A 13,620-nucleotide genomic window follows, 5' to 3' on the forward strand; every position below is an offset into this window, starting at 1 on the left:
TCTTAGAACAGCAGCGACCAGAGCACCGGGAGCAGGATCCCGGTGGCGAGGGCGTTGAGCCCCATGGCGAGTCCCGAGAATGCGCCGGCGATCTCGCTCTCCTGCAAGGCGCGGGCGGTGCCGATGCCGTGCGACGCCGTGCCCATGGCAAAGCCGCGGGCGATCGGGCTGCGGATGCCGCAGAGATCCAGCGCGACCGGCCCGAGCGAGGCGCCGAGAATGCCGGTGGCGATGACGAAGACGGCGGTGAGCGAGGGCACGCCGCCGAGCTTTTCGGCAATGCCCATGGCGACCGGCGCGGTGACCGATTTTGGTGCCAGCGCGATCAGGCTGACCCGGTCGACGCCGAAAGCCCAGCCGATACCGACGGCGGTGACCATGGCGGTGAGCGATCCCGTCAGCAGGCTGGCGACCACCGCGAGCGCATTTTGCCGAACGCGCTCGAACTGGCGGTAGAGCGGGATCGCCAGCGCGACGGTCGCCGGCCCCAGCAGGAAATGGATGAACTGGGCGCCCTGGAAATAGGTCTGGTAGGGCGTATCGGTCGCCTCCAGCAGCGCGACGACCATGATCACCGTCAGGAGCACCGGATTCAGCAGCGCGACGAAGCCCGAGCGGCGATAGACGGCGAAGGCGAGCTGGTAGAGCACCAGCGTCAAGGTCAGCGAGAGCAGCGGCGAGGCCGCGAGGTAGACCCAGACGTCGTGCAGCGTTTCAGTCGGCATCGCGGCGTCCCCCGGTCATCGCCCGCATGACGAGCGCGGTCACGAGGATCGTCGCGAGCGTCGAGAACAGGAGGGCCGCCCCCAGCCCGAGCGCGTTCTCCTCGAGCCGGCCGACATGCATCATGATCCCGGCGCCCGCCGGCACGAAGAGCAGCGACAGATGCTGCAGCAGTCCGTCGCCGGCCTTGCCGATCGCGGTGGGGACCGAGCCCTTCACCACCAGGAAGAGGAAGAGCAGCGCCATGCCGATGACCGGCCCCGGCAGCGGCAGGCCGAGCCCGACGGTGATCATCTCCCCGGCAAGCTGGCAGACGAAGATGGCGGTGAGGGCTGCAAGCATGGCGGATCCAAACAGGGTAGGGGCATTACCTAGCTGTCCGCGCGCGGGGAGCGCCATGCTTTTGCAGTGCTGCCGCCTGTGAATCGCGGTGACAACCCCCGGCAGACACCACATGTTGACGGTCGGCGTGGTATGGCTGCGCCTCACAAGCTTCCGAAAGACCCATGCGCTTCTCCCCGAGCTTCCTCGACGATATCCGCGACCGGGTGCCGATTTCCGACGTGATCGGTCGGCGCGTCACCTGGGACCGCAAGAAGTCGCAGCCCGGCAAGGGGGACTTCTGGGCTTGCTGCCCCTTCCACAGCGAGAAGTCTCCGTCCTTCCACTGCGAGGACCAGAAGGGCCGCTATCACTGCTTCGGCTGCGGCGTCTCGGGCGACCATTTCCGCTTCCTCGTCGAAGCCGAGGGGATGTCCTTTCCCGAGGCGGTCGAGCGGATGGCCGGCGAGGCGGGGCTGGCCTTGCCCGAAAGAGACGCCGCGGCCGAAAAGCGCGACGAGCAGCGCTCGAACATCCTTGACGCGCTAAAACTTTCGGCCGAATTCTTCGCCGGCGTGCTGCAGGAGGCGGACGGCGCCAAGGCGCGCGCCTATCTGCGCGACCGCGGCCTCAACCCGGCGACGCAGAAGATGTTCGGCCTCGGCTACGCCCCCGACAGCCGCAACCGTCTGAAGGAGTTCCTCTCCGGGCGCGGCGTCGGCAAGGCCGAGGTCGAGGCGTCCGGAATGGTGGTGCACGGCGAGGGCATCGCCGTTTCCTACGACCGGTTCCGCGACCGGGTGATGTTTCCCATAGCCGACGCGCAGGAGCGGATCATCGCTTTCGGCGGGCGGGCGCTGTCGTCCGAGATCTCGGCGAAGTATCTGAACTCCCCGGAGACCGACGTCTTCCACAAGGGCGCGACGCTGTTCAACATCGCGCGCGCCCGCCGCGCCGCCAAGGCTGCCGGCACGCTGGTGGTGGTCGAGGGCTACATGGACACCATCGCGCTCCACCAGGCGGGTTTCGAGAACGTCGTGGCGCCGCTCGGCACGGCGCTGACCGACCGTCAGCTGGAACTCCTCTGGCGCAACGCCGCCGAGCCGATCCTCTGCTTCGACGGCGATAGCGCCGGCATCAAGGCCGCGCACCGCGCCGCAGAGCTGGCGCTGCCGCTTCTGAAGCCCGGCCGCTCCCTGCGCTTCGCGCTGTTGCCGGACGGCAAGGACCCCGACGACCTCGTGCGCGAGAACGGGCCAGAGGCTTTCCGCGAGGTGCTGGCGGCGGCCCGGCCGCTCGCCGATCTCCTCTGGATGCGCGAGACCGCGGGCGGCAGCTTCGACACGCCCGAGCGGCGCGCCGATCTCGAGCACCGGCTGAAGGCGCTGGCCCGCGTCGTCGGCGACGAGAGCGTGCGCCGGCATTACCTGCAGGACGTCGAAGACCGGCTGCGCAGCTTCTTCGGTTCCGGGCGCGGCTCTTCGGGCAAGGGGCAAGGCGGCGGGAATGGCGGCGAGCGGTTCACCAAGGGGCAGCGGCAAGGCGGGGAGAACGGGCCGGGCAAGCCGGGCGGCGGCATGCGCCGGTCCGTGGTCTCCGACCGGCTGACCCGGTCGAGCCTGATGAAGCGCGCCGGGCTGCAGGACGCGGCGCTGCGCGAGGTCACCATCGTCATTGGCTTCGTCAACCATCCGCTCTTGTTCCACGAGGCCTTCGACTACTTCGCGGATCTGGAACTGCCGGCGGGCGATCTCGCCCATCTGCGCTCGGCCGTGCTCGACATTTATGCCGAGCACCATCCGACCTCGCGCGAGGAGCTGCTCTCGCACTTGCCGGCGAAGGGCGTTGGCACGATCTACGAGGCCTACCAGCAGCGGCTGCGCGAGCTCCGCCTGTGGACAGTGCTGGAGACGGCGGCGCCCGAGGATGCGCGCGAGGCGGTGCGCCAGGCGCTTCACTTGCATCACCGCTTCCGCTCCCTAAATAAGGAGCTCCGCAGCGCAGAAGAAGCACTGGGACGTCAGCCGTCTGAGACGGCCTACGCCCACGTCGTCGAGGTGAAGCGGGAAATTGACACCCTCAGCGGCACGGAGGCTCTGATCGACGGTTTCGGCATCCTGTCGGGTCGCGCGACAAAGGCCTACTAAAGAATCGCAATTTGATTCGAAAAGCGCTATGGGGCCTGTCATACCAGGGGAAAATCTGTGGTTTTGCAGGCGGGTCGGCATTGAAATGCCGGATTTCCAGCCCAGCTGCCCGCCTAGACGACTGGTTTGTAACGGTTTTACATCGTTCGAGCTTGAAATGAATGGAAGACGCGCCTTTTAACCAGGGCGTGAACAGGTTTCCCGAGACATTTGAGGGTTGCCTGTCGGTAGGGTTAAGCGAACGTTTACGGTCGGCCCCTAAGGCAAGGTACGGGAGCGCAGTCGTGCGATCCGGAGCGACCTTTGCGGGCACGGCACGCGAACTGGAGAGAAGACGCATGGCAACTAAGGTCAAAGAAAGCGAAGCGGTCGTCGAAGAGCGTCCGGAGACGCCGGACGGCCCTCTGCTCGACCTGTCCGATGATGCCGTCAAAAAGATGATCAAGGCCGCCAAGAAGCGCGGCTTTGTGACCATGGACAAGCTGAACTCGGTGCTCACCGCCGAAGACGTGACCTCGGAGCAGATCGAGGACACGATGGCCATGTTGAACGACATGGGCATCAACGTCGTCGAGGAAGAAGAGAGCGACGACGCCGAGGAGAAGGAAGAGAAGGAAGAGGGCTCGACGGAAGTCGCCGAGGCCGGTCCTTCCGCCGTCGCCACCACCACCAAGAAGGAAGCGACCGATCGTACCGACGATCCGGTCCGCATGTACCTGCGCGAGATGGGCTCGGTAGAGCTCTTGTCCCGCGAGGGCGAAATCGCCATCGCCAAGCGCATCGAGGCCGGCCGCGAGACGATGATCGCGGGGCTCTGCGAGAGCCCGCTGACCTTCCAGGCCATCATCATCTGGCGCGACGAGCTGAACGAGGGCAACATCATGTTGCGCGAGGTCATCGACCTCGAGGCCACCTATGCCGGCCCCGAGGCGAAGCTCCCGGTCGTCGCCATCCCCGAGGCGGATGCCGCACCGGAAGCGGTTCCGGTGCCGGGCGCACCGCGCGGCGACGATGACGACGATGACGACGACGAGTTCGAGAACTCGCTGTCGCTCGCCGCGATGGAAGCCGAGATCCGCCCGCAGGTCATCGAGACCTTCGACGTGATCGCCGATAGCTACAAGCGTCTGCGCAAGCTGCAGGACCAGCAGGTCGAGAACCGGCTGGCCGCGACCGGCACGCTCTCGCCCTCCCAGGAGCGCAGCTACAAGAAGCTCAAGGAAGAGCTGATCACCGCGGTCAAGAGCCTGTCGCTCAACCAGAACCGCATCGATGCCCTGGTCGCCCAGCTCTACGACATCAACAAGCGGCTGGTCGGCAACGAGGGCAAGCTGCTGCGCCTCGCCGAGAGCTATGGCGTCAAGCGCGAGGAATTCCTGAAGAGCTATCAGGGCTCGGAGCTCGACCCGAACTGGACCCGGCACATCGCCAACCTCGCCGGCAAGGGCTGGCTGAAGTTCGTCCAGAGCGAGAAGGACTCAATTAAGACCCTTCGGCAGGACATCCAAAACCTTGCGACCGAGACCGGCCTCGAGATCACCGAGTTCCGCCGCATCGTCCACATGGTGCAGAAGGGCGAGCGCGAGGCCCGTCAGGCGAAGAAGGAAATGGTCGAGGCGAACCTGCGCCTCGTGATTTCCATCGCCAAGAAGTACACCAACCGCGGCTTGCAGTTCCTGGATCTCATCCAGGAGGGCAATATCGGCCTGATGAAGGCCGTCGACAAATTCGAGTACCGCCGCGGCTACAAGTTTTCGACCTACGCCACTTGGTGGATCCGCCAGGCGATCACCCGCTCGATCGCCGACCAGGCGCGCACGATCCGCATCCCGGTGCACATGATCGAGACGATCAACAAGATCGTTCGCACCTCGCGCCAAATGCTGCACGAGATCGGCCGCGAGCCGACTCCGGAAGAGCTGGCCGAAAAGCTCGCGATGCCGCTCGAAAAGGTCCGTAAGGTCCTGAAGATCGCCAAGGAGCCGATCTCGCTCGAGACCCCGGTCGGCGACGAGGAAGATTCGCATCTCGGCGACTTCATCGAGGACAAGAACGCCATCCTGCCGATCGATGCGGCGATCCAGGCCAACCTGCGCGAGACCACCACGCGCGTGCTCGCCTCCCTTACGCCCCGCGAGGAGCGCGTGCTGCGCATGCGCTTCGGCATCGGCATGAACACCGATCACACGCTGGAAGAAGTCGGCCAGCAATTCTCGGTGACACGCGAGCGCATCCGCCAGATCGAAGCCAAGGCGCTGCGCAAGCTGAAGCACCCGAGCCGGAGCCGCAAGCTGCGCTCGTTCCTCGACAGCTAAACGCCGGCGCTGCCCGTTCCATCGGGCGAGACGTTTCAGAAGGGCGGCCCGCAAGGGTCGCCCTTTTTCATGCGGCGGCGCGGTCAGGCCTTGGCGTAACGCGGCGGGCTGCCAACCAGCATTGCCATGGTCTGCGGGCGCGACAGGATCGAGACCACCATCAAGCCGCCGATCAGGCTGACGTGCTCGGTGGCGAAGAAGAAATGGATCATCGCTTCCTCTCCCTGCATCGTCCAGAAATGATGGACCAGGGGTATCGTCAGGACCGTGAAGACGGCGAGCGCGCCGGCACCGAGCCATGTCCAGCGATTGAGAATCACCAGAAGCGACCCGCCGATCTCGACGATGATGACGGCGATGTTAAAGGCCATGGCGGGTTCGAGGCCGAAGGACGACATCTCGGCCATGCCGCCCTGAAAGTCGATGAGCTTCGACAGGCCGCTGCCCCAGAAGGCAAAGGTCAGGACGATGCGGGCAAAGACGGCGAACCAGCGCTGGGCGAGCAAATGGGCAATGGACTGGGGCATGCTGCTTCCCCCTCGGTTGAGCCCGAAGGGTCATGCCGAACCCGATGCCTGTCAAGAATGGGCGGGCCGGCGTTTGTTTAGGGACGCACGCGCCGTGGGCACGCTTGCCGGGAAGGGGAGACCGGCAGGGACGGCGGAAACTCCCCGCATCATTCGCGAGAAACTCGGACGCTCGACCCTTTGCATCCACAAGGTCGAGGGCGTCAGCCCGCGCGGCTGCCCCTCGAGCGCGGCCCCGTTTCCAGCGCTTCCCACGGTTCGCTCGCTGGCGGCACGCGGAGCGCAGGACGCGGGGCGCCGGGCGCCGGGCGATCATAGAGGCGCAGCCCTTGCCGCATCGTCATCCCGGACTTGATCCGAGATCCATTCCTCGGCGTTTCAACCGCAGTCCTGTTCCGGAATGTCTACCCTTGGCGCTGTCCCCGCCGGTTTGGAGTGGATCCCGGGTCAAGCCCGGGATGACGAAGCGGAGAGGGCTGCGCCTTTCCTTTGCGACGGTTCGTCTCGATTGTTTGTGCCATTTTATCCAGCTCGAATGAACCGCATCTAACCCTGGAAAATTGTCCTCAACGGCGTCGTCGAGGCTTACCTTGCGCGCCATCCTCCGCTGATGATCTACGGGCGCCCGCGCATCGGCTCTGCGGGGCGAGCGCCGAAGTCCTTCTCGCTCTCGTTGTCATGTCGCTCTCCTCGCGGGCCACAGAGCACCGATCAGTGGCCGCGGCTGGCGGGCTGCCCCGTCACGGCACCGTCGCGACAACGGCCAGAACGTCGCCGGCCCGAAGCTGGCGGCCGGGTTTCACGCGGTAGTCGACCAGCCTGCCGCGCGCGAGCGCGGGAATGGCGATCTCCATCTTCATCGATTCGAGGATCGCGATGGTGTCGCCGATCTCGACGATCGCGCCGGGCGCGGCGGTGAGTTTCCAGACGCTGCCAGGAACATGCGTCGTCAGCGCGACGCAGCCGGCGGGGAGGGCGGCGTGGTCGACATCGGCAGTGTCGGCCGGCTCGGCGAAATCGTCGATGCCGCTTTCTTTCCACCGCTGCCGCTCGGCGTCGAACGCTTCCTGCTGGCGCGTCTTGGTAGCGCGGATCGCCAGATCGTTCGCCGCCAGCATGGCGAGATGGTTGCGGTAGCGGAAGGTCGTCTCCTCGATGCGGATGGGATAGGCGCCGTGCGGGAAGGCGGCGCGTGCCTCCGCCAGCTCGGCCCCGTCGACCGGGTGGAAGCGGATCTGGTCGAAGAAGCGCAGAAGCCAAGGGTTCTCGAAGTCGGGGGTGCGGCGCCAGCTGTTCCACATCTGGATCGTACGGCCGAACAGCTGGTAGCCGCCAGGTCCCTCCATCCCGTAGATGCACATGTAGGCGCCGCCGATGCCGACGGCGTTCTCCGGCGTCCAGGTCCGGGCCGGATTGTACTTCGTCGTCACCAGCCGGTGCCGCGGGTCGAGCGGCGTCGCCACTGGCGCGCCGAGATAGACGTCGCCGAGCCCCATCACGAGATAGCTGGCGTCGAAGATCGTGCGCTTCACCGCGGCCTCGTCGTCGAGGCCGTTGATGCGGCGGATGAACTCGATGTTGTCCGGGCACCATGGCGCGTTCGGCCGCACGAGTTCCTGGTACTTTCGCGCCGCCAACTGAATCTCCGGGTCGTTCCAAGAGAGCGGCAGGTGGACGATGCGGCTGGGCACCACGACGTCCTCGACCGAGGGCAGGCCCTGTTCGATTTCCGCCAGTGCGCCGAGCAGTTTTGCGCGCGACAGCGTGGCGGGGGTGTAGTGGACCTGCAGCGAGCGGATGCCCGGCGTCAGGTCGACGACGCCCGGCATGCGCATTTCCTGCAGCGCCTGCATCAGCCCGTGCGCCCGCAGCCGCAGGCCGATGTCGAGCGACATGGCGCCGTATTCGACGAGGATGTTTTCGTCGCCTTGCCGGCGATAGACGACGTCTTCCCCGCGCGCGAGGATCGGCGAGCCCGCATCCTGCCGAGTGATAATCGTCGGCCCTGCGATCGGATCGTCCGGCCGGGCGACCGGGTGGAAGCGGACGCGGTCGCCGGGCTTCAGCTGACCGATCTTCCAGAGGTCCTCGGCCGCGACCACCGCCGGGCAGACGAAGCCGCCAAGGCTCGGACCGTCGGGGCCGAGGACGATCGGCGTGTCCCCGGTGAAGTCGATCGCGCCGATGGCATAGGCGTTGTCGTGGAGGTTAGAGGGATGCAGCCCGGCCTCGCCGCCGTCCGCGCGCGCCCATTCGGGCTTGGGTCCGATCAGCCGGACGCCGGTGCGGGCGCTGTTGAAGTGCACCTCGTAGGGCTCGGTGAAGAGGGTGTCGATGTCGGCGTCGGTGAAGAAGTCGGGCGCGCCGTGCGGTCCGGTGACGACCGCGAGATCCCAGGCATGGGTGAGCGCTGGAAGGTCGAGCGGCGCCGGCTCAGTGACCGGCTTCGTGCTGCCGAAAGCCAGGATGTCGCCGGGCGTCAGCGTCCCCGTCGCATGGCCGCCGAAGCCGCCGAGCGCGAAAGTGGCGCGGGAGCCGAAGACCTCGGGCGCGTCGAAGGCGCCGCGGACCGCGAGATAGGTCCGCTGGCCGGGCCCGGCGATGGCGCCCAGCGTCAGCGTCTCGCCCGCGGCGATCGACACCGGTTCGCCATAGGGGGCGACGCGTCCAGCGACATCGGCCGGCATGGCCGCCCCCGCCAGCGCGATCACCGCATCGGTGTGGAACTTCAGCGTCGGGCCGGAGATGGTCATCTCCAGCGCCGCGGCGTCCTCGTGATTGCCGACGATGCGATTGGCAAGACGGAAGGCGACGCCGTCCATCGGCCCGCTTGGCGGCACGCCGACATGCCAGAGGCCGGCGCGGCCCGGCAGTTCCTGCAGGCTCGATTGGGCGCCCGGCAGGATCACCTCGGCCGCCGTCGGCCGGTAGGGGAACTGTCCGAGCACAGAGGTGGCGACCGCCCCATCTGCAAACATCGCACTGGCGACGATGGCGCGGAGATAGCCGAGATTAGTCTCGATGCCGGAGATCCTTGTGGCTGCGAGTGCTGCCTCCAGCGTCGTCAGCGCGCCGGCGCGGTCGGGCCCGCTGGCGATGAGTTTTGCCAGCATCGGATCGTAGAACGGCGTCACGTCGCTGCCCGCCTCGATCCAGCCGTCGACCCGCACCCCCGGCATGTCCGGAAACGCCACCTCCGTCAGCCGGCCGGCGCTCGGACGGAAGCCCTGCAGCGCGCTCTCGGCATAGAGCCGCACCTCGATCGCGGCACCCCTCGGGAAGACCTGCGGCCGCCCGGCCAGCATGTCCTCGCCGGCGGCCTGGCGGATCATCCATTCGACGAGGTCGATCCCGGTCACCGCCTCAGTCACGGGGTGCTCGACCTGCAGCCGCGAGTTCACCTCGAGAAAGGCGAAGTCGCCGCGCGAGACGTCGTAGACGAACTCGACCGTGCCGGCGGACTCGTAGGAGACGCTTCGGCCGAGCGCCACGGCGGCGTCGGCCAGTGCCTGGCGCACCTTATCGGATATGCCGGGCGCCGGCGTCTCCTCCACCACCTTCTGGTGCCGGCGCTGCAGCGAGCAGTCACGCTCGCCGAGCGCCATCACATCGCCGCGTCCATTGCCGAAGATCTGCACCTCGATGTGCCGCGCTTCGGCGACGTAGCGTTCGAGATAGACCCGGGCATCGCCAAAGCTCTGCCGCGCCATCCGCTGCACGACTTCGAACTTCGCCGCCAGCTCGGCCGCATCGAAGCAAAGCTGCATGCCGATGCCGCCGCCGCCGGCGGTTGATTTCAGCATCACGGGAAAGCCCACAAGTTCAGCCGCGGCCAAGGCCGTGCCGACATCGCCGAGAAGGCCCGATCCCGGCAGCAGCGGCACGCCGGAGGCTTCCGCCAGCGCGCGCGCGGTGTGTTTCAGGCCGAAGGCCTCGAGATGCTCTGGCCGCGGGCCGATGAAGGCAATGCCCTCTGCGGCCAGCGCCCGGGCGAAGCCGGCATTCTCGGACAGGAAGCCGTAGCCGGGATGCACCGCGTCCGCGCCGGTCCGGCGGCAAGCGTCGAGGATGCGCTCGGTGAGGAGATAGCTCTCCGCCGCCGACGCCGGGCCGATGACGACATGTTCGTCGGCCTCCAGCACGGCGCGGTGGAAGCGGTCGGCCTCCGACGCGATGGCGACCGAGGCGATGCCCATCTTCCGCAATGTGCGGGCGACGCGGCCGACGATCTCGCCGCGGTTGGCGATGAGGACCTTCTGAAACATGCTCAGAGCCCCGGCGCCCGCAGGATCTGAACACGGATCGGCGTCGGGTGGAAACCGTTGCAGGGATTGTTGACCTGCGGGCAGTTCGAGATGACGCAGAGGACGTCCATCGCCGCCACCATCTCCACCGTGCCGCCCGGCTCCGAGATCCCGTCGGCGATGACGAGGTCGCCGCCCGGCGAGATCGGTACGTTCATGAAAAAGTTGATGTTCGGCACCACGTCGCGCTTGGTCATGCCGTAGCGCGAGACCTCGAGGATGAAGTTCTCGCGACAGGCGTGCAGGAACTTGGTGTCGTGGCCGAAGCGGGCGGTGTTGGACTCGCAGGAGCAGGCGCCCGCCGAGGTGTCGTGCCGGCCGCAGCTGTCGGCCGTGATGGTCAGCATCACCCGGCCCTCATTGGAGAGGAGGCGGGTGCCGGTGCCGAGATAGGCCGCGCCTTGCGTCCGGATCGTGTCCTGCGCGCTGTAGCGCTCGGCATGGTCGTCGGCGCGGTAGAACAGCGTATCGATCGCCTGCTGGCCCTCCGAATCGATCAGCCGCAGCGTCTCGCCGCGCCGCACGATCCCCGACCAGGGGGCGCGGGCGGCGACGACCTGGTCGAGCCGGGGGAGGGAGGCGGCATGCGCCGGCGAACCGTCGAAAAGCGTGGTCATGGCGATCCCTTCAGACGGCGAGGTAGCGGGTGGTGTTCTCGAAACCGCGGGCAGCTTCTGCGGAGGCGGTGCGGCAAAGTTCGGTCGCGGAATCGACCGCGGCCCCGCGGAACCTGACGAGATCGACCGCGCCCGGCGCATAAGCGCGGGAGGGATCCAGCGGGTGCGGCGCTGCCGAGACGACGAGGACGAGATCCATCTCGGCGCGGAGATCGACGAACGCCCCGGCGGTCTTCGCGCTGCCATTCCAGGCAACGGCCCCCGTCGAGTCGGTGACCGAGACCGGCGAGAAGAAGCTGATGCAAGGCGCGATGTCGCGGCGCGACAGGCCGAGCTTCAGCGCGCCCTGGATGAAGTTGTCGCGGCTGTTGCGGAAGGCGCCGGGCCCGTACTGCGCGAGAGTCGAGGCGGCGTTCGAGCCGCCGATGAGCGCGTCGTGCGCGCCGGATGTGTCCTCGACGATCGACAGCAACACGCGGCCCATGTCGGAGAAGATCACGCGGCCCTTTTGCAGCCGCGCGGTCCACTGAATCTTCAGCGTGTCGGCGTGGTTCAGCCGTTCCGACGGATCGGCGGCATTCCAGGCGAGCAGCGCGGCCGCGCCGGTGCCCTCGACGTCGACCAGCCGCAGCGTTTCGCCGCGCTTCAGGATCGGTGTCGTGTACCAGCCGCCGGGAATGGTCTCGGTGACGATGGTCGCCGCCGGATCGATCGCCGCCGCCCCGAGGGCGGTCGGCGCGGGCAAGGCTTGGGGCGATGCTCCGGTTCCGGCCGCCTTCAGCGCGTCGTAGCGGCGGCGGTGCGCGTCCATTTCGGCGCGGTCCTGTGGCGTAAGATCCATCGCGTGATCCTTCAGGCTGGCGTTTTGCAAAGGGGAGCGCGGTCGGCGCAACAGCCGCGACGATCCCGCGGCGGGACGGCGACGGCGGGCGCGGCGAATGACGCGACGGCCGTCGGGGTGCGGCCGGGCGGCATGGCGGAAGGGAGGAGGGGCGCAGTCTCGAGTCTTGGCATCGGCATCCCTGACAAGCAGTCGCGTCCGGGCAAGCCGGTCCGCTGGGCTGGTGAGGTCTCCCGGGTTTTTATCCCGCCGTGCGCTGCGCGGATGTCTCCCACCGCAGCGGCAGCTCTCGGACCAGCGCTCTTCCTGCGGGAAGAGCCGGAACCCTAGCTGCCAACTCGAGAGGACTGGAGCAAATGCCGTGCCAGTTCGCCCGATGCAGGGCGCTGGCGCGTCGCGGGCAATGTCGCGCCGTGCGCGGCCGCTTCCCTGGGCAGTGTGCCCCGGAAAGCGGCAGAAGGTTCAGAGGCGGGAGGAGAGGTGTGCGATCTGCGCGCCGACCTCGTAATAGGCCTCGCGCGCGGCCCGCAGGTGCTGCGGCACCACCGGCGTCACCGGCAGCGGCAGCGCCGCTTCGGGGCATTTGCCGCCGATGTGCTTCGCCAGCACCTTGCCGAAGGCGGTGCCGGGCCCGATGCCGCGGCCGTTATAGCCGGAGAAGGAGACGACGTTGCGGGCGAGGCGGTGGAAGCGCGGCAGCGAGTCGGAGGTCATGCCGATCTTGCCGTACCATTCGGCCTCGAAGGCGATGTCGCCGATCTGCGGAAACAGGCGCTGCAGGCTGCGCTTCGCCCAGCGCCGGTGGATCGCCGTGCCGCTGCCCCGCAGCGCGCCGACGCTGCCGATGACGAGCCGCCCCGCTCGGTCGAAACGGAAGGAGGAGAGCACGTCCTTGGTATCCCAGGCGCCTTGCCGGCCCGGCAGGATCGACCGCTTGAGATTGTCCGACAGCGGGACGGTGGCGATGTTGAAATAGGGAAGATGCACGATCTCGGCGCGGATCTCCGGCCAGGGCGCGCTGGTATAGGCGTTGGTCGCGACGACGATCCAGTCGGCCGACACCGACCCGCCGGGCGTCTTCACCCGCCAGCCCGTGCCCTTCTCATCGAAGCCCTCGACCGGGCTTGCGGTGAAGATCTCGGCGCCGGCGGCGAGCGCGGCGGCCGCGAGGCCGCGGACATAGGCGAGCGGCTGGATCGTGCCGGCGCGCCGGTCGAGGAGGGCGGACGAGTAGGCGCTCGATCCGACGACGGACGCGGTCTGGGCCGCGTCGAGAAGCTCTACGTCGGCCCCGCGGGCCTGCCACTGCCGTGCGCGCTCGGCAAGTTCCGTCCGGCCTTTCTCGCCGACGCCGCAATGCAGCGTGCCGTTGGTCTCGGGCTCGCAGGCGATGGCGTGCTGGGCAACAAGGTCGAAGACAAGCCGCGGCGCTTGCCCGAGAAGCTCGAGCACCCGCTCGCCATGCTCCGTGCCGAGCGCCTTCGGCACGTCGTCCGGCATGACCCACAGTCCCGCATTGACGAGGCCGACATTGCGGCCCGACCCGCCGAAGCCGATCTCCGCGCCCTCCAGCACGATGACGCGCGCCCCGGCCTCGGCGAGATGCAGCGCCGCGGAAAGGCCGGTATAACCAGCGCCGATGATGACGACGTCGGCTGTGCCGTCGCCGGCAAGGCGTGCCGTCTCCGGGGCTTTTGGCGCTGTACGCTCCCACAGACCGTGCGAGCGGGGATCATTCTGCATGCGGGCTCCAAAGGGTGGGAGTCGCGGCAACGGCGACGGGTCATGACAGCACTGCACCGCGGTGCTTGTACAGGCCGGCGGC

9 protein-coding genes and 1 riboswitch are annotated in these 13,620 nt (G+C 67.7%); of the genes, 2 read left to right on the forward strand and 7 right to left on the reverse strand.

Annotated elements, in window-relative coordinates; genetic code table 11:
• Positions 1–2: 2 nt before the first annotated feature.
• Together ACZLZQ_RS11155 and ACZLZQ_RS11160 are read right to left on the reverse strand one after the other, a co-directional pair.
• Positions 3–725 (reverse strand): LrgB family protein, encoded by a 723-nt coding sequence (locus ACZLZQ_RS11155; protein ID WP_472949421.1) that lies wholly within the window; start codon positions 723–725, stop codon positions 3–5.
• The gene (locus tag ACZLZQ_RS11160; RefSeq protein WP_472949422.1) at positions 715–1,065 is read right to left on the reverse strand and encodes a CidA/LrgA family protein; all 351 of its coding nucleotides are present in this window, start codon (positions 1,063–1,065) and stop codon (positions 715–717) included. Before ACZLZQ_RS11160 ends, ACZLZQ_RS11155 begins: the two co-directional genes overlap by 11 nt.
• A 164-nt stretch (positions 1,066–1,229) precedes the next feature.
• Here ACZLZQ_RS11160 and dnaG point away from each other — a divergent pair, with 164 nt between their 5' ends.
• Together dnaG and rpoD are read left to right on the forward strand one after the other, a co-directional pair.
• Positions 1,230–3,191 carry a DNA primase gene (gene dnaG / locus ACZLZQ_RS11165; RefSeq protein ID WP_472949423.1) on the forward strand — a complete coding sequence of 654 codons (1,962 nt, stop codon included), beginning with the start codon at positions 1,230–1,232 and terminating at the stop codon, positions 3,189–3,191.
• A gap of 338 nt (positions 3,192–3,529) precedes the next feature.
• A complete protein-coding gene (rpoD, locus tag ACZLZQ_RS11170) occupies positions 3,530–5,506 on the forward strand; it encodes an RNA polymerase sigma factor RpoD (protein WP_472932907.1) in 1,977 nt (658 codons plus the stop codon).
• Between the two features lie 83 nt (positions 5,507–5,589).
• On the opposite strand, the gene ACZLZQ_RS11175 is transcribed toward rpoD, so the two are convergent.
• From ACZLZQ_RS11175 to ACZLZQ_RS11195, 5 genes are all read right to left on the reverse strand, one after another.
• The gene (locus ACZLZQ_RS11175; protein ID WP_472949424.1) at positions 5,590–6,033 is read right to left on the reverse strand and encodes a DoxX family protein; all 444 of its coding nucleotides are present in this window, start codon (positions 6,031–6,033) and stop codon (positions 5,590–5,592) included.
• Between the two features lie 740 nt (positions 6,034–6,773).
• On the reverse strand, positions 6,774–10,298 hold the full coding sequence (gene uca, locus ACZLZQ_RS11180) for an urea carboxylase (RefSeq protein ID WP_472949425.1): 3,525 nt from the start codon (positions 10,296–10,298) through the stop codon (positions 6,774–6,776).
• Between the two features lie 2 nt (positions 10,299–10,300).
• Complete coding sequence (locus ACZLZQ_RS11185) at positions 10,301–10,954, reverse strand: urea amidolyase associated protein UAAP2 (protein WP_472949426.1); 654 nt, start codon at positions 10,952–10,954, stop codon at positions 10,301–10,303.
• 10 nt (positions 10,955–10,964) lie between these two features.
• Positions 10,965–11,795, reverse strand: a complete 831-nt coding sequence (locus ACZLZQ_RS11190; RefSeq protein ID WP_472949427.1) for an urea amidolyase associated protein UAAP1 — start codon at positions 11,793–11,795, stop codon at positions 10,965–10,967.
• Positions 11,796–12,023: 228 nt separating this feature from the next.
• Positions 12,024–12,136, reverse strand: a riboswitch (guanidine-I (ykkC/yxkD leader).
• 121 nt (positions 12,137–12,257) lie between these two features.
• Positions 12,258–13,538, reverse strand: coding sequence for an NAD(P)/FAD-dependent oxidoreductase (locus ACZLZQ_RS11195; protein ID WP_472949428.1), 1,281 nt, complete (start codon positions 13,536–13,538; stop codon positions 12,258–12,260).
• Between the last annotated feature and the right edge of the window lie 82 nt (positions 13,539–13,620).

The organism is Mesocryomonas lacus (genome assembly GCF_055730105.2).

Bases quoted from the DNA above. Each gene is read 5' to 3' on its own strand.
- ACZLZQ_RS11155 (WP_472949421.1), bottom strand. From the start codon at position 725: ATGCCGACTGAAACGCTGCACGACGTCTGGGTCTACCTCGCGGCCTCG.
- ACZLZQ_RS11160 (WP_472949422.1), bottom strand. From the start codon at position 1,065: ATGCTTGCAGCCCTCACCGCCATCTTCGTCTGCCAGCTTGCCGGGGAG.
- dnaG (WP_472949423.1), top strand. From the start codon at position 1,230: ATGCGCTTCTCCCCGAGCTTCCTCGACGATATCCGCGACCGGGTGCCG.
- rpoD (WP_472932907.1), top strand. From the start codon at position 3,530: ATGGCAACTAAGGTCAAAGAAAGCGAAGCGGTCGTCGAAGAGCGTCCG.
- ACZLZQ_RS11175 (WP_472949424.1), bottom strand. From the start codon at position 6,033: ATGCCCCAGTCCATTGCCCATTTGCTCGCCCAGCGCTGGTTCGCCGTC.
- uca (WP_472949425.1), bottom strand. From the start codon at position 10,298: ATGTTTCAGAAGGTCCTCATCGCCAACCGCGGCGAGATCGTCGGCCGC.
- ACZLZQ_RS11185 (WP_472949426.1), bottom strand. From the start codon at position 10,954: ATGACCACGCTTTTCGACGGTTCGCCGGCGCATGCCGCCTCCCTCCCC.
- ACZLZQ_RS11190 (WP_472949427.1), bottom strand. From the start codon at position 11,795: ATGGATCTTACGCCACAGGACCGCGCCGAAATGGACGCGCACCGCCGC.
- ACZLZQ_RS11195 (WP_472949428.1), bottom strand. From the start codon at position 13,538: ATGCAGAATGATCCCCGCTCGCACGGTCTGTGGGAGCGTACAGCGCCA.